11 protein-coding genes and 2 pseudogenes are annotated in these 16,135 nt (G+C 72.8%); 8 read left to right on the forward strand and 5 right to left on the reverse strand.

Annotated features, from left to right (window positions below; genetic code table 11):
- Window positions 1–16: 16 nt before the first annotated feature.
- Window positions 17–2,650 carry a serine/threonine-protein kinase gene (locus STRVI_RS03880; protein ID WP_014054310.1) on the reverse strand — a complete coding sequence of 878 codons (2,634 nt, stop codon included), beginning with the start codon at window positions 2,648–2,650 and terminating at the stop codon, window positions 17–19.
- Entirely contained in the window at window positions 2,647–4,350 is a 1,704-nt protein-coding gene (locus STRVI_RS03885; RefSeq protein WP_014054311.1) for a S1 family peptidase, read from the reverse strand. Before STRVI_RS03885 ends, STRVI_RS03880 begins: the two co-directional genes overlap by 4 nt.
- Window positions 4,351–4,824: 474 nt before the next feature.
- On the opposite strand from STRVI_RS03885, the gene STRVI_RS03890 reads away from it, so the two are divergent.
- The 4 genes and pseudogenes from STRVI_RS03890 (at window position 4,825) to STRVI_RS03905 (ending at window position 7,429) form a co-directional block, all read left to right on the forward strand.
- On the forward strand, window positions 4,825–5,577 hold the full coding sequence (locus tag STRVI_RS03890; protein WP_014054312.1) for an IPT/TIG domain-containing protein: 753 nt from the start codon (window positions 4,825–4,827) through the stop codon (window positions 5,575–5,577).
- A gap of 111 nt (window positions 5,578–5,688) precedes the next feature.
- A pseudogene (locus tag STRVI_RS54025) lies at window positions 5,689–6,348 on the forward strand (IPT/TIG domain-containing protein); the annotation flags it as partial.
- A 58-nt stretch (window positions 6,349–6,406) separates the two neighbouring features.
- Window positions 6,407–6,601 (forward strand): annotated as a pseudogene (locus tag STRVI_RS54030) (IPT/TIG domain-containing protein); the annotation flags it as partial.
- Window positions 6,602–6,730: 129 nt separating this feature from the next.
- A complete protein-coding gene (locus STRVI_RS03905; protein WP_167543178.1) occupies window positions 6,731–7,429 on the forward strand; it encodes an IPT/TIG domain-containing protein in 699 nt (232 codons plus the stop codon).
- Here STRVI_RS03905 and STRVI_RS46160 read toward each other — a convergent pair.
- Window positions 7,426–9,480 carry a GTP-binding protein gene (locus STRVI_RS46160; RefSeq protein ID WP_014054313.1) on the reverse strand — a complete coding sequence of 685 codons (2,055 nt, stop codon included), beginning with the start codon at window positions 9,478–9,480 and terminating at the stop codon, window positions 7,426–7,428. The two genes, STRVI_RS03905 and STRVI_RS46160, sit on opposite strands and share 4 nt — an antisense overlap.
- A 302-nt stretch (window positions 9,481–9,782) precedes the next feature.
- Here STRVI_RS46160 and STRVI_RS03915 point away from each other — a divergent pair, with 302 nt between their 5' ends.
- Complete coding sequence (locus tag STRVI_RS03915) at window positions 9,783–11,249, forward strand: glycoside hydrolase (RefSeq protein ID WP_014054314.1); 1,467 nt, start codon at window positions 9,783–9,785, stop codon at window positions 11,247–11,249.
- 9 nt (window positions 11,250–11,258) lie between these two features.
- Here the strand turns inward: STRVI_RS03915 and STRVI_RS03920 are convergent, their stop codons facing one another.
- The gene (locus STRVI_RS03920) at window positions 11,259–11,867 is read right to left on the reverse strand and encodes a TetR family transcriptional regulator (RefSeq protein ID WP_043235383.1); all 609 of its coding nucleotides are present in this window, start codon (window positions 11,865–11,867) and stop codon (window positions 11,259–11,261) included.
- Between the two features lie 136 nt (window positions 11,868–12,003).
- Here STRVI_RS03920 and STRVI_RS03925 point away from each other — a divergent pair, with 136 nt between their 5' ends.
- Entirely contained in the window at window positions 12,004–12,831 is an 828-nt protein-coding gene (locus STRVI_RS03925) for an NAD(P)H-binding protein (RefSeq protein WP_014054316.1), read from the forward strand.
- Between the two features lie 210 nt (window positions 12,832–13,041).
- Here STRVI_RS03925 and STRVI_RS03930 read toward each other — a convergent pair whose 3' ends face one another.
- Window positions 13,042–14,142 carry a Ku protein gene (locus STRVI_RS03930; RefSeq protein WP_014054317.1) on the reverse strand — a complete coding sequence of 367 codons (1,101 nt, stop codon included), beginning with the start codon at window positions 14,140–14,142 and terminating at the stop codon, window positions 13,042–13,044.
- Between the two features lie 30 nt (window positions 14,143–14,172).
- On the opposite strand from STRVI_RS03930, the gene ligD reads away from it, so the two are divergent.
- Both ligD and STRVI_RS03940 read left to right on the forward strand, forming a co-directional pair.
- On the forward strand, window positions 14,173–15,150 hold the full coding sequence (gene ligD / locus STRVI_RS03935) for a non-homologous end-joining DNA ligase (protein WP_014054318.1): 978 nt from the start codon (window positions 14,173–14,175) through the stop codon (window positions 15,148–15,150).
- On the forward strand, window positions 15,147–16,085 hold the full coding sequence (locus tag STRVI_RS03940; protein ID WP_014054319.1) for an ATP-dependent DNA ligase: 939 nt from the start codon (window positions 15,147–15,149) through the stop codon (window positions 16,083–16,085). Before ligD ends, STRVI_RS03940 begins: the two co-directional genes overlap by 4 nt.
- The last annotated feature ends 50 nt before the right edge of the window (window positions 16,086–16,135 follow it).

Genomic DNA, 16,135 nt, shown 5'->3' on the forward strand with positions numbered 1-16,135 from the left:
ATCCCCCTGTCAGACGTCAGACGCGGGTCACGGGCCGGATGGCGTTCGCGTGGTCGATCAGCGCGCCGAGCGCCTCGGGGCTGTCCGCCTGCCGGGCCAGCCGGCGAAGGGTCAGCTCCAATTCGGCGCGCAGCGCGCTTTCGTCCTCCCACTCTCCATACACCAGTGACGGGGGTTCGGTTCCCCTCCGCGGCGCTTCGGTTCCCGCAGCGGCGGCGCGCCCCCTCCGTCCCCAGCGCCTTGAACGGGCGTGCCCGGCGGGCTCACCCATCCGCACCCCGGCGCCGGACTGCCGCTCCGCCCAGTCCAGCGTCACCTCCAGCGACTCCGCGGTCAGCCGGTCGCGGGCCGGTCCTGACTCCCGCCCCTCGTCCAGATACAGCCGCGGCAGCCGGGTGCGCACCTCCGCCAGATCCTCGGCCGTCGGCAGGGCGTCGGGGTGCCCCAGCCGCCCCGACAACACCCGCACGATGGCGATCCGTGCGGCGTCGTAGTGGCGGGAGACCTTCGGCACCCCGCCGAGGATGTCCACCGCGCCGCCCCGGTCGCCCGCCGCGAGCCGGAGCCGGGCCAGCCCGAACGCGGCGCTGCCCTGCGAGCGGTTGCGCTGCCACACCGCCTCGTAGAACCGCTTGGCGGCCTCGTGGTCGCCCAGGTGCTCGGCGCAGTAGCCCAGCGCCAGCTTGGGCGCGTACTCTCCGGGCAGAGCGCTGTAGACCTCGTCGAACTGCCGCCGGGCGTCGGCCACCGCCCCGTTCGCCAGCCGCAGCAGGGCGCGGTGCCAGGACAGCCGCCAGTCGTACGGGGCGGCCGAGCCGATCAGCTCCACGGAGGTCGCCAACTCCTTGGCCGCCGCCTCCCGTTCGCCCAGCTCCAGATAGGCGCGGCAGGTGCGCAGCCGGATCTCGGCGGAGGGGCGGGGGAAGGCGTGCAACTGCTCGATCAGCCGCCGGGGCCCGCTGTCGGTCGGCACGCCCAGCAGCGCCGCGCCGGGATCCGCCGCGTCCGGGAACGGCACCGGCAGCCCGGGCGGCACCTGCTCGGGGCGGGGCAGCCCGGACGCCAGCAGCGGGCGCGGGTCGCCGTCCAGCCAGCGCTCCAGGTCCGGGATCCGGCCCAGCGCGGAGTCCAGCAGCGCCGAGGTCGGGGCGAAGAGCGTGGACGGCTGCGGCTGCTCCCGGCTCAGCCGCAGCGAGTGGATCTCCCGGAGTACGCCCCACAGTTGCTCGGACATCGCCGCGGCCGATCCGAACCGCCGGTCCGGGTCGGCCGCGGTGGCGCGGGCCAGCACCCGGCGGTAGGACTCGGCGCCCAGGCCCGGCGGCCGCTGGGCCTGCCGGGTGGCCTTGTCGGAGAGCTCTTCGAGCGTCCTGCCGACCCCGAAGAGATCATGGCGCTCGGTGAGGGCCGAGGTGCCCCGGGCCAGCACCTCGGGGGCGGCGAACGCCTCGGTGATCACGGGCGGCCCGCCGTCCCGCTGGCCCAGCCGCCACACCGCGCCGAGGTCGATCACCTTGACCCGGTCCTCGTAGTGCATGACGTTGCTCGGCTTGAGATCGCAGTACAGCAGCTTCTCGCCGTGCAGGTAGCCCACCGCGCGCAGCACCAGACAGCCGTAGGCCAGGATGTGCTCGTACAGCCGCGGCCCGTCGTACGGCTTCACCGCGTCCGCGATGTGGTCCTTGATCTGGGCGAGCGTCATCCCGCCGACGAACTCCATCACGATGTAGCCCGCCAGCGCGGTCTCGTCCCGGGGATCGGGCTGGGTGACGTAGTTGATGATCCGGACGATGCCGGGGTGGTCGAGCATGGTCAGATAGCGGCGCTCCTCGACCGCCGTCCGCAGGGCCGCCTCGTCCTCGTTGTTGATCAGGCCCTTGATGGCCACGGGCTGGTCGTCCAGTTGGGTGTCCTCGGCGAGATAGACCCAGCCGAGCCCGCCGTACCCCACGCAGCCGATCACCCGGTACTGATCGCCCAGCAGATCCCCGGGGCTCAGCCGCGGGGCGAAGTCGAACGGATGGCGGCAGCGCGGGCAGTAGCCCCTGGAGAGCGCGGGCTGCCCGGCGTAGGGCGCGCCCACGATCTCCTCGCACCCCTCCCAGCCGCAGGTCTGGCCGCGCGAGGGGGGATGCGGATCGTCCATCACCAGATCGCGCAGCGACGGCAGTTCGACCCGGGGCAGGGCCAGCGGATCCTCGCCCGCCGGCCGGACGGTGAACTTCCGCGCCACATCGCGGCGGCGGGCACGGGTCGTGGTCGCGGTGGACTCGGAGATCAGAGCTTCGCCGGGCCGGGTGGACGGGAGTGTGCGCGCCTGGGCGGGTGCGGAAGTGCGCGCCTGGGTGGGTGGGGGAGTGGGCTCGGGGACGGTGGGCAGGGCCCTGCGGCCGCACTCCGTACAGAACCCCCGGGCGTTGATCCGGCCCAGGCCCTCACCGCGGCAATCCGGGCGATTGCAGTGCGGGCGATCGCTGTCCGTACGACTGTCGTCCGGATGCTTGCTGCCCGTACGACTGCCGTCCGGATGCTTGCCGCCCATACGACTGCCGCCCGTACGACTGCCGCCCGTACGACTGCCGCCCGTACGACTGCCGCCCGTACGACTGCGGTCCGGACCACTGCCGTCCGGACGATTGCCCTCCGTCATGGCGCCTCCCCCTCCGGCGGCGTGTGCACAGCGGCCACGAACCGGTCGACGGCGCGGCGGGCCTCCGGCAGATCACAGGGCACCGTGGCCAGCAGTCGCACCGCGGCGCGGTGCAGCGGAATCAGCTCTGCCCGCTCGGATTCGGCCTTGCTCCCGAGCATCGCCGTGTACGACACCAGTTGCCACTTCAGCTCCTGGACCGCGGGCTGCTGGGCCTCGATCACCCGCAGCGTCTCCTCGGCCCGCTCGGCGACCGTCCGGACCGTGTGCTCGAACGCGGCCAGCTTGGCGACGATGCGGTGGGAGCGCAGCTCGGGGTCGGAGCGCAGCCGGGTCAGATTGATCCGTAAGGCCGTCGCGTCCTCGGCGTCCGACAGGGACGAGCGGCGCGCCCCGCGCTCGGCCGCCTCGTGCTCGCGGTCGGCGGCGAGGGCGACCCGCCCGGCGAGCTCGTCCAGCCAGGCGTCGATCCGGGCCGCCTCGGGGCGGAACAGCCGCTCGGCCAGGCGCAGTCCACGGGAGTGGGGGTCGCGGAAGACCAGCATCAGCCGACTGCCCCGGTCGGCGAGCAGCTTCATGAAGCCGACCAGCGCCTCCGGGTCGCGGGCGCGGTCCACGCCGACGGCAACGATGGTGAGCGGCACCGCGTTGGCCCGGACCCGGCTGAGCGGGGAGGTGTCGCCGGGCGAGCGCAGATCCATCCGGTCCGCGACCCGCAGCGCGACCTCGGTGTCGGTGCGCCCGGTGACGTCGATGGCCAGGTCCACACTGCCCAGCGGCGGTACGGTGCCGTGCGGCGCGGCGGAGACCGCCTCGTCCGGGCCGCCGCCCGACAGCTCGCGGTCGGCGAGCGTGATGGCGCGGCTGAGCGCCTCGTACCGGACGTGGTCGTCGTCCTCGATGACCACGGTCTCCACGTCCGCGATGTCCGGGCGCCCGCTGAGGGGCTCCCGGCGCAGCCATACGGCGAGCCGCTGGGCGAAGCCGATGTCCTGGACGCCGGTGGTCAGCGGGGAGACCAGCGGCCGGTCCACCCCCGGGTCGCCCCCTAACCAGCGCTGGACCACCGGCAGATGGCGCACGATCGTCTCAACCGGGATCATGTAGGAGACGCTGAGGCGCTCGGCGGAGGGGACGCCGACGGGGTCGTCGTACCGGCTGACGACCATGCCGATCACATGCCGGGTCGCCTCGTCCTCCACCCCGGCGCCGCTGAAGCCCTTACGGACCACATCCCGGCGCGACTTGGGGTCGAGCCCCACCCACTCCGCCCGCGGGCCGACCCGTCCGGCGGTCTTCGCGCGCAGATAGTGGCCGTTGTCGAGCCCCTTGGGGAAGCCGCCCATCCACACCGGGCGGCCGAGCACCGGCGGCAGCCGGTAGAGCGGCGCGGCGTGCTCGGCGGGCTGCGGCCGGCCCAGCCGCAGCAGCGCCACATCGCCACATCCGTCGGAGCGTTGGGGCACCCAGCCGCCGTCGGCGACGCGTGCGGGGACCGGTGCGGCGTCGGGCACCTCGACCAGGTCGATCAGCACCTCGGTGGCGGGCACCGGAAGCCCGTCGTCGGGGATCACATGGGCGCACGTCAGCACCGTCTCGCTGCCCAGAAGGATCCCGGCGCCCAGGACGTCACCGGCCGAACTCCGGATCCTTACCCGCCAAGTGCCCCCGCTGGAGGTCTCATCGGCGGTAATGCCCATTTCCGCCCCCATGTGGCAAGAGCATACGCCCGGGAGGTACGGAAGTGACCCGTCCGTCCGATGGGTCACGGGAACGGGTGAGGGGTGGACCCGGGCCCGGAACGGGGCGTGCCGGGAAGGCGTGGAGCGGGATGGCAGGCCGGGCGCGTGCGGCGCCCGGCCCGGCCCATCCCGCACGCCCGGCCATTCGGGTGACGTGGCGTCACCCATCTTGTGGCGGGCTACGTCGGATGGATTACTGAAAGTGTGCGGTGGGACCCCCGCCGTTGTCTTTCGGCGCTGGGGGGCGCCGCGTCCTCGCCGGAGCCGGGCGCCAGGCGTACCGCGAGGAGGACCGGGCGGGTGCCCCAACGCCCGCGGTCGCGCACCGGATTTCCGTGAGCGCGAGCGGGTCCAGCCCGCCCGGTCCCGTCCACCTCAACGCCCCGCACCTCACCTCACCTCACCTCACCTGACCTCAGGAAGGACTGCGTCATGCCCATCTCACCCAGTCAGGGATCGTCCGCCGGCGGACAGACCGTCAACGTCACCGGCGTCAACCTCGGCAGTGCCACCGCCGTGCACTTCGGCAGCAAACTGGCCACCATCACCGCCAACAGCGCCAGCTCCGTGACGGTCACGTCGCCGTCCGGCAGCGGGGTGGTGCCGGTGACCGTGACCACGGCCGGTGGCACCAGCAACCCGCTGAACTTCTACTACATCGGCGCGCCCTTCAAGTCCGCGCTGAGCACCGTCGCCGGGCCGCTCGCCGGCGGCAACACCGTCACCATCACCGGCACCGGACTGTCGACCGCCAGCGCCGTGCACTTCGGCGCCAACACCGCGACGCCGACCATCGTCTCCGACAGCCAGATCACGGCGGTCGTCCCGGCCGGCGCCGCGGCCGGGACGGTCGGGGTGAGCGTCACCACCGCGGGCGGCAGCAACAACGGCTTCTCCTACACCTATGTGGACACGCCGACGGTCACCGGCTTCACGCCCAGCTCGGGCCCGCCCTCCGGCGGCACCGCGGTGACCATCACCGGCACCAACCTGTCCACCACCCAGTCGGTGACCTTCGGCGGTGTCGCGGCGTCGTTCACCGTCATCGGCGACACCAGCCTGGCCGCAGTCTCGCCGCCCACCGGGGACGGGGCGCCCGGCCCCGCCGAGATCGCGGTCACCACTCTGGGCGGCACCGCCGCCGCCGCGACCCAGTTCCAGTACGTGTCCGGCCCGAATATCTGATCACCCGTGGGACGACTCGCCAGAAGGAGATCCACCTTGAGTAGCCCTCAAGCCACAGGTACAGGCACCGGTCCCTCGACGGCCGAGGCGTCCCCTCCTGTGATCAGTTCCGTGAGCCCCGCCGCCGGTTCTCCCGGCGGCGGGACCCTGGTCACCCTGACCGGGAGCAACTTCATCCAGCCGTCGGCGGTCCGCTTCGGCCCGATCCTGGCCACGTCGTTCACCGCCGTGTCCGCCACGCAGATCACGGCGGTGGCGCCGCCCGGCAGCGGCACCGTGCAGGTCACGGTGACCGGGCCGGGCGGGACGAGCAACGGGCTGGCGTACAGCTACGCCGGCGCCCCCGCTCTCAACGGGATCTCTCCCACGACGGGCCCCGCTTCCGGCGGCACGGTCGTCACCCTGACCGGCACCAACCTTCTCGCCGCGACGGCGGTACGGTTCGGGGCCACCAACGCCACGACCTTCACGGTCATCTCCGCCACGCAGATCACGGCGGTGGCGCCGCCGGGGAGTGGGGCCGTGCAGGTCACGGTGACCGGGCCGGGCGGGACGAGCAACGGGCTGGCGTACAGCTATGTGGCGGTGCCGGTGCCGGTGGTGTCGGGGGTGTCTCCGGGGCAGGGTCCGGCGGCCGGGGGGAATACGGTCACGTTGACGGGGAGTGGTTTCACGGGTGCGACGGCGGTGCGTTTTGGTGCGACGCCCGCTTTGTCGTTCACGGTGGTGTCGGTCACGCAGATTACGGCGGTGGCGCCGCCGGGGAGTGGGGCCGTGCAGGTCACGGTGACGGGCCCGGGTGGGACCGGCAGTGGGGTGGCGTACAGCTATGTGGCGGTGCCGGTGCCGGTGGTGTCGGGGGTGTCTCCGGGGCAGGGTCCGGCGGCCGGGGGGGAATACGGTCACGTTGACGGGGAGTGGTTTCACGGGTGCGACGGCGGTGCGTTTTGGTGCGACGCCCGCTTTGTCGTTCACGGTGGTGTCGGTCACGCAGATCACGGCGGTGGCGCCGCCGGGGAGTGGGACCGTGCAGGTCATGGTGACCGGGCCGGGCGGGACGAGCAACGGGCTGGCGTACAGCTATGTGGCGGCGCCCGTGCCCGTGCTCACCTCCGTGTCCCCGGGGCAGGGTCCGGTCGTCGGCGGGAACACGGTGACGCTGATCGGTAGCGACCTTACGGGCGTCACCGCCGTCACCTTCGGCTCCACGCCCGCCACGTCGTTCACCGTCGTCTCGGCCACCCAGATCAAGGCGATCGCCCCGCCGGGGGCCGCCGGGCCGGTGCAGATCACGGTGACCGGGCCGGGCGGCATCAGCAACGCGGTGACGTACTTCTACGTCGGCGTCCCCACCCTCACCGGCGCCGCACCCGCCCTGGGCCCCGTCTCCGGCGACAACATCGTGACCCTCACCGGCACCAATCTCCTCGGTGCGACGGCGGTGCGCTTCGGTGCGACGCCCGCTTTGTCGTTCACGGTGGTGTCGGCCACGCAGATCACGGCGGAGGCGCCGCCGGGCAGCGGCACCGTGCAGATCACGGCGGTGACGCCCGGCGGCACCAGCAACGGCGTCCCGTACACCTATGTCGCCGTTCCCGTCCTCACCAGCCTGTCGCCGACCGGCGGGCCGCTCAACGCCGGGACCACGGTCACGCTCTTCGGCAGTGGTCTCACCACGACCAGCACGGTGCTCTTCGGCACCACACCCGCCTCCTTCACCGTCGTGTCCGACACCTGGGTCACCGCCATCGACCCGTCCGGGCCCGCCGGTCCGGTGAATGTGCGGCTCACCACGCCCGGCGGCACCAGCAACAGCCTTGTCTACACCCGGGTGGCGGGGCCCGGAATCTAGCCGCGCCAGGCGTGCGGTTCGCGCGCCGCCCCGGCGCGCAGCGGCCGGTCGGCGCACGGCCGGGACCACCACACCCCCTGGCCGTGCGTCAGCCGGGGCAGGACGTGCTCGAAACCGTGCACCCGGCGGGCCGGGATCTCGCCCCGGAGCAGCCATCCCGTGGCACCGTCCACGCTCTCGCCGATGTCCGCCTCGGCGGCGGCGAGTTGGGCGCTGACCGCGGCGAGCGTCTCGGGCGGGAGCTCCAGCTCGAAGGCGTGGTACGGCTCGTACACCCGCCACCCCGCCCGCTCCAGCGCCTCATCGAGCACCACAGGGGTGACGTCGCGGAAGTCGGCCGCGGTGCTCTCCGGGCCGAGGAAGCCGGAGCGGACGAGGACGACCCGGCAGTCCGTCACTGAGCGCCCCCGGGGGCCGTGGAACAGCGTGTCGTACACGGTCTCCTCGATCGCGGTGTGGAACGCGCGGGGCAGCGCGCCCAGTTCGGTCTCGTAGCCGAAGACCACCCCGGCGCCGCGCGCGGTGGGCTCCACGCGCAGCCCGACGGTCGCCCACGGCCCGGTGTGACCGGAACGGGCGATCTCACGACCGGCCTCGCCGACCCCCGAGGGGCGTTCGACGAGCACGGGACGGCTCGGTTCGAACTCCGCCTCGACGCCGTAGTCCTGGACCAGCGTGGCCGCGATGATCTCCTTCTGCACCTCGCCGTACAGCAGCACCGAGGTGGCCCCGTCCGGCATCGCCCGCGCGTGGATCAGCGGATCCTGGTCGGCCAGGTCGAGCAGCGCGGTGTGCAGCCGGGACGCGGCGGCGGCGCCGGGCTCGCGGGCGTGGACGAGGGTCTGGAGGGTGGGCGCGGCGAAGTGCGGCCGGTCCGACGGTACGTCGCGGACGGGCCCGAGCCGGTCGCCGACCCGGACCCCGGGCAGCCCCTTGATCCGCGCGATGTTCCCGGCGGTCAGCGGCCCGCGCGCGGCCCCCGCCGCGCCGACGACCTCCAGCGCCGTGACCTGCCCGGTGTGCTCGGTAAGGGCGCCACCGGGCCCGCGGCGGTGCAGCGTCACCCGCTGCCGCAACGCCACCTCACCGGAGAACAGCCGCAGATACGCCGTACGGCTGCCCCGAGCGCCGCCCCCACCCGACCGGCCGCCTCCACCCGACCGGCCGCCCCCACCCGACCGGCCGCCTCCACCGGTCCGGCCGTCGCCACCCCGGGCCCCGCCCCGGCCGCCCCCACCGCGCTCCACGGCGAAGACCGTGCCCCGCGGCTCCGCCCCGCCCGGCGCGGGCGGCACCAGCCGCGCGACCCCCTCGACCAGCGCCCCGACGCCCTGACCGCTGAGCGCCGAGCCGAAGAAGACCGGATGCACCAGCCCCTCCGCCGTACGGGCCGCCAGCGCGGCCCACACCTCCTCGGCCGAGGGGAGCGGGCCGTCCACGACCCGCGCGAGCATCGCGTCATCGATCTCGGCCAGCACCTCGGCCGCCTCCGTGCGCATCCCCGGATCGTCGAGGGAGCGCGAGCGGACGTACGCGTTCCGCGTGCCCAGCTCCCGTACCGCCGTCAGGGGGAGGAGATGCGGCGCCAGGGTGCGCCGGATGTCGGCGAGCAGTCCCGCGTCGCGGGCGCCCGCACGGTCGATCTTGTTGATGAAGAGCAGCACCGGAAGCCGCAGCCGCCGCAGGGTCTTCATCAGCACCCGGGTCTGCGCCTGGACGCCCTCGACGGCGGACAGCACGAGCACCGCGCCGTCGAGCACGCCGAGGGCGCGTTCGACCTCGGCGATGAAATCGGAATGGCCGGGGGTGTCGATCAGGTTGAGCTGGGTGTCCCCGGCGGTGAGCGACGCGACCGCGGTCCGCACGGTGATACCGCGCTGCCGCTCGATCTCGCCGGTATCGGTCTGGGTGTCCCCGGCGTCGACACTGCCGAGCCGGTCGATCACCCCGGCGTCGTAGAGCAGCCGCTCGGTGAGGCTGGTCTTACCGGCGTCGACATGGGCGAGCACGCCGATGTTGAGGGTCCGAGAGACCCGTGGAGAGCTGGGCATGGATGCTGAAGTCCTCGAAGACGGTCGTCCGGTAGGGGCGCTGAGTCGTTCCGAGGAATCGGCGCATCTGTTGCTCCTGTGCTCCTGCTCGTAGCGGTGAGGTCCCGGACATCGTGGACACGGGGGCGGACGGAGGCAACCGAATTACCGACGGCCCGTCACCGCGCCGGGCCGCCGTCCGCCCGTGGCCCCGTCCGCCTATGACCCGTCCGTAGAAAGCGCTGTCACACCTCTCGACAACGCCCGCCGCTGCCCCGACGCTTCGTAAGCGACGGGGGCCGGTGCGGCGGAGGGGACGGACGATGCGGCGCAGAACGCTTCTGACGGCGGCGGGCACCACGGTGCTCGGCGCCGCGCTCATGACCGGCACCGCCTGGGCCGACGAGACCATCGGCGTCGACCCAGGCACCGACCATGGGGCCTGGGAGGGCTGGGGCACCTCGCTCGCCTGGTGGGCCAATCTCTTCGGGCAGCGGGACGACTTCGCCGATCTCTTCTTCACCACCAAGGCCGTGGGCTACGGCGGCGGATCGCTGCCCGGCCTCGGGCTGAACATCGCCCGCTACAACCTCGGCGGCTGCTCCTGGACCAGTGTGGGCGGCGAATCGATGGTGGCCTCGCCCAACATCCCCCGTTTCAAGCAGATCGAGGGCTACTGGCACGACTGGAACAGCGAGGACCCCGCCTCCTCGGCCTGGCACTGGGGCGCCGACGCGGTCCAGCGGGCGGCGCTGGTCAAGGCCGTCCAACGCGGCGCCGTCAGCGAGCTGTTCGCCAATTCGCCCATGTGGTGGATGTGTCTCAACCACAACCCGTCCGGTGCGGCGGACGGCGGCAACAATCTCCAGTCCTGGAACTACCGCCAGTTCGCGCTCTATCTCGCCGCCACCGCCCGCTACGCCCAGGACCACTGGGGCGTCCGCTTCGCCACCGTCGAGGCGTTCAACGAGCCGTCCTCCGCGTGGTGGAAGGCGGACGGCACGCAGGAGGGCTGCCATATCGACGCGGCGGTTCAGCGGACCGTCCTCGGCCACCTCCGCACCGAGCTCGACGCGCGCGGGCTGACCGGCACCCGGATCTCGGCGTCGGACGAGACCAGTTACGACCTGGCCCGCACCACCTGGGGCTCCTTCGACACGGCCACCCGCGCCCTGGTCGACCAGGTCAACGTCCACGGCTACCAGGGCTCGGGCGGCCGCCGCGATCTGCTGTACACGGATGTGCGTGCGGCCGGTAAGACGCTCTGGAACTCCGAGACCGGCGATAAGGACGGCACCGGGCTGACCCTGGCCACCAACCTCTGCCTGGACTTCCGCTGGCTGCACCCCACCGCGTGGTGTTACTGGCAGGTGATGGATCCCAGCGCCGGCTGGGCGCTGATCCACTACGACCCGGACTCCGCCCAGCCCGGCGCCGTGCAGACCAAGTACTACGTGCTCGCCCAGTTCACCCGCCATATCCGCCCCGGGATGCGGATCCTGGACACCGGCTCGGACCACGCCGTCGCCGCGTACGACCCGGGCGCGCGCCGGCTCGTCCTCGTCGCCGTCAACCCCGGCGCCGCGCAGACGCTGACCTTCGACCTGTCCCGCTTCGGCCAGGTCACCGGGGGCACCGGCGGGCTGGTGCCGCGCTGGTCCACCCACACCTCGGGCACCGGCGATCTGTACACCGCGCGCCGGGACACGGCGCTGGACGGCAAGCGGCTGAGCGTTCCGTTCGCCGAGAAGTCGGTGCAGACGTTCCAGATCGACGGGGTGGTGGAGTAGGGCGGGGTCTCACGCCGCCAGGTGGCGGACGATGCGGCGCAACTGCTCCTCCCACCGCTCCTGGAATTCCGGTGAGTCCGGCTCGATGCCGAAGATCTGGCGGACGGCGTGCGGCATCGTGGCGGGTGCGGAGACCACGGCGTAGCACATCAGCAGCACGGCGGCCGGGTCGAGGTCGTCCGCCAGCTCGCCCGCCGCCTGCCGGCGCCGCATATCGGAGAGGTCCTCGGGATGCTCGTCCGCGGCCTCGCCGGTCAGCCCGCGCCAGACGGTCAGCCGGATGGCGCGGGGGTCGTCGAACGCCTCCCGGAGGTAGCGGACGACCAGCTCCTCGAAGGGGACCGCGGGGTCGTTGAAGGTCGCCTCGCGCGCCAGCCACTCGCGGGTGAGCTCCTGGTAGAGGCCCTCCTTGCCGCCGAAGTAGTAGGCGATGAGCTGCTTGTTGAGGCCCGCCCGGTCCGCGATGTCCTGGACGCGGGCGCCCGCGAACCCCTTCTCGGAGAACACGTCCCTGGCCGCCTCCATCAGCAGCCGCCGGGAGCGCTCCGGGCACTGCTTGCGCTCCTCGGGCGTGGGGGCGCGGCGGGGCCTCTTGGGCGTCCCCTGCATGGTCGTCATCTCCTCTTCCTCGGCCCGGACAGGCTAGCCGGGGGGTTCCCGACAGGCTCTCATCTAATCGTTTGACAACATCATCTGTTTGGATGAACCTGACTGCGGTTAGGTACCCATCGCAGGACACGCGAGGAGATTCATCATGTTCGTGGTGACCGGAGCCACCGGAAACGTCGGCGGTCATGTGGTGAAGGAGCTGGCCGACGCGGGCGCCGAGGTGCTCGCGCTCACCCGCGACCCCGAGGCGGCCCGGCTGCCGGAGGGCGTACGGGCGGCCCGGACCGAGGAGATGCCCCTGGACGGCGCCACGGCACTGTTCCTCAACCCCGCGGTGGTGTGGCAGGTCGGGACCGAGAAGCTCCTGGAGCGGGCCAAGGAGAGCGGTGTACGACGGATCGTGATGCTCTCCTCGTCCTCCGTCCTGCAGGACCTCGATCCGCACACGAACCCGATCGGCGTCCGCCACCGCGCGCTGGAGGACGAGATCGAGCGCACGGGGCTGGAGTGGACGTTCGTCCGCCCGGGCGCCTTCGCCGCGAACGCGCTGCAGTGGGTGGACCAGATCAAGGCCGGGGATGTGGTGTACGGGCCGTACGCCGGGGCGCAGATGGCCCCCATCCACGAGGCCGACATGGGCGCGGTCGCCGCCCGTGCGCTGCTCGCCGACGACCTGGTCGGCCAGACGCCCGAGCTGACCGGACCCGAGTCGCTGAGCTTCGCCGATCAGGTGCGCATCATCGGTGAGGTCGTCGGTCGGCCGCTGCGGTACGAGGAGATCCCGCACGAGGCGGCGCGGGAGCGGATGGCCGGCGGGTTCCTCACGCCGGAGATGGCGGACTCGCTGCTGCGCGTCTTCGCGGAGTTGGTGGACCGGCCGCAGGCGGTCTCGCCCGAGGTGGAGCGCATCACGGGCCGTCCTGGGCGTACGTTCGCGCAGTGGGTTGAGGACCGGGTGGCCGCGTTCCGCTGACCGGGGTCGCGCCTGCGGCCGGCCTTCCCCTGCCCGCCCCTTCCCACAACCGGGGCTCTGCCCCGGACCCCGCTCCTCAAGCGCCGGAGGGGCTGATTCCAGCCCGTCCGGGGTCCAGGGGGCGGAGCCCCATGGTTCGGGAAGGGGCGGGCAGGGGATAGCCCGCCGCGGGCGCGCAGGCGGTGCGCGCTCGCCGGTGCCAGGGCCGCCTCAGGAGGCGGTCCGCGTGCCGCGCTTGCCCGTCTGCTTCTTCGCGGTGGTCTTCTTGGCCGCGGCCTTCTTCGTACCCGTCTGCTTCTTCCCGGCGGCCTTCCCCGCAGGCTCCTCCGCCGACTCGGCGGTCTTTGGCGTCTTCGTCCCACCCCTCTTCGCCGTCGCCGTCCTCTTCGCCGTCGCCGTCCTCTTCGCCGCCGCGGGCGCCTTCTTCGCCGGTGCCTTCTTGCGGCCGCGCAGCTCATGGACCGTCGCCTCCGCTCCCTCCCCTTCCTCCTCTTCCTCGGCTTCGCCCTTCGCGCCCTCCCCGGCCTCCTCGCCCCGCGCCTCCTTGGCGCTGCGGACGCTCTCCTTCAGCGCCGCCATCAGGTCGACCACCTGCGCGCCGGCGGGCCGCTCACCGGGCTCGGCGGTGAGCGTGGCGCCTGACACCTTCGCCGCCACCAGCTCCTCCAGCGCCTCGTGGTACTCGTCGCGCAGATCGTTCAGATCCACCTCGCCGAGCGTCTCCATCAGGGTGTCGGCGAGGTCCAGTTCGGCCGGCTTCACGGTCACCTTCTCCTTGGGGGCCACCCCCGCGGGCTCGCGCACCTCGTCCGGCCAGAGCAGCCGGTGCAGCGCGATGGTGTCGCCCACGACGCGGAGCATCCCCAGCCGCTCGCGGCCACGGTGGGCGTATTTGGCGATGGCGACCTTCTCGCTGCGCTTGAGCGCCTCGCGCAGCAGGGTGTACGGCTTGGCCGCGGCGGCGCCGCTGGTGCCCAGGTAGTAGGCGTCACCCATCTGCAGCGGGTCGATCTCGGCGGCGGAGATGAACGCCTCGATCTCCAGGGTGTGGGTGGTGGGCAGCGGAAGGGCCTCGAGGTCCTCCTCGGTGATCGGGACCAGCGCGCCGTCCGCGTCCTCGTATGCCCGCCCGATCTCGCTCGACTCGACCGGCTTCCCCTCGAGCTCGCAGACCTTGCGGTAGCGGATGCGGCCGCCGTCGCGGGTGTGGATCTGCCGGAACGAGATCGAGTGGTCCTCGGTGGCCGGATACATCTTGATCGGAATGCTCACCAGACCGAAGGAAATGTTCCCATTCCAGATAGATCGCATGCTTGATCCCTTTCGTGAGATTCTTATCGTATGTCCCCGATCGCGGAGGTGGAGGGGCGGCGGATCGCGCTCAGGAACCTCGACAAGGTCATCCATCCGGCCACCGGCACCACAAAGGGCGAGCTGCTGCACTACCTGGCGTCGACCGCGGACCCGCTCCTCGGTCATCTGCGCGGGCGGCCGCTGGCGTTCCTCCGCTACCCGGACGGCCCCGACGGCCAGAAGTTCTTCACCAAGAACCCGCCTCCTGGCACGCCTTCCTGGGTGACGACGGTCGAGGTCACCCGCCATAAGGGGGAGACCGCGCGGCAGGTGCTGATCGAGGACCTGCCCTCGCTGATGTGGGCGGCCAACCTCGTGGTGGAGTTCCACGCCCCGATGTGGCGGATCGACCAGGGCGTGGGCATCGCCGACCGGCTCGTCTTCGACCTCGACCCCGGGCCGCCCGCCACGATCGTGGACTGCCGCGTCGTGGCCGTATGGCTGCGCGAGCGGCTGGCCGCCGATGGCCTTACGGCGTATGCGAAGACCAGTGGCTCCAAGGGGCTGCATCTGCTGGTGCCGGTGGAGCCGACGCCCTCCCACCAGGTCACCGCCTACGCCAGACGGCTGGCCCTGGAGGCCGCGAACGCCATGCCGGATCTGGTCATCCGCAAGATGACCCGCGCGCTGCGCCCGGGGAAGGTGTACGTGGACTTCAGCCAGAACGCGGCCGCGAAGACCACCGCCGCCCCCTACACCCCCCGCGCCCTCCCCGAACCGGCCGTCTCCACGCCCGTCACCTGGGAGGAAGTCGAGGAGTGCCAGGCCCCGGGGGCGCTGTCCTTCCTGATCGACGACATCCCCGCGCGGCTCGAACGCCACGGGGATCTGCTCGCCCCGCTGCTGGACCCGGCGCAGGCGCGCCCGCTGCCGACGGGGGAGGGCGGTGCCGGTGAAAGCGACGGAGAAGCCGGTGAAAGCGACGGCGAACAGGACGCCGACGACGAAGGCGCGGTCGACCGATGACGTCGTCCCCTGAGCCGCCTCTTCAGCCGCCCGTGGACGTGGCGCTGGCCCGCGTCGTCCCCACCCTGCCGACCGCCCCGCCCGGACGGCGGCTGGCGTACGAGCCCAAGTTCGACGGCCATCGGCTGCTGATCTTCCGGCTGGTGGACGCCGTAAGGATGCAGGCCCGCTCCGGCCGCATCATCACCCGCGCCTTCCCCGACCTGGAGGCCGCCGCGCGGCCGCTGCCGCCCGGCACGGTCCTCGACGGCGAGGTGGTGGTGTGGGCGGGCAACCGTACGGACTTCGCCGCCGTCCAGAAGCGCGCCTTCGCCGCGTCCGAGTCCCGGGCGGGCCGGCTCGCCCGGGAACTGCCCGCCTCCTACGCCGCCTTCGACCTGCTCGCGATCGGCGAGGAGGATCTGCGGCCGCTGCCGTACGCGGAGCGCCGGGCCAGGCTGATGGCGCTCCTCGAACCGCTCGGCCCACCGCTGCAGGCCGTGCCGATGACGACCGATCCGCAGCTCGCCGCGACCTGGTACGAGGCGCTTCCGGAGATCGGGGTCGAGGGCCTGGTCATCAAGGACCTCGACCAGCCCTACCGGCCGGGCCGCCACTGGCGGAAGCTGCGCCATTCGGAGACCCGTGACGCCGTCGTCGTGGGCGTCGTCGGCCCCCGCCTCCGCCCGCGCGCCCTCGCGCTGGTGCTCCCCGGCGACGACGCGCCCGTGATCTCCGCCCCGCTCGCCACGGCCGTCCGGGCCCAGCTCAGCACGGCACTGCGCGATCTGCCCGACCCCCAGCCCCCGCCCGCCGAACTCCCCACCGCACTGGACCGGGTCGGCGCCGAGATCGCCTACCGCCCGATCGCCCCGGACCTGACGGTCGAGGTCCGCCAGGAAAGCACGGTCCGCCACGCGGCGACGACGGTCATGCGCCTTCGCATCCCGGACTGACGTCGCGCGCCGCGCGCCGCGCGCCCCGGCGCCGCGCCCGTGATCCGACC

Origin of the sequence: Streptomyces violaceusniger Tu 4113, assembly GCF_000147815.2 — a bacterium.
Classification (GTDB): domain Bacteria; phylum Actinomycetota; class Actinomycetes; order Streptomycetales; family Streptomycetaceae; genus Streptomyces; species Streptomyces violaceusniger_A.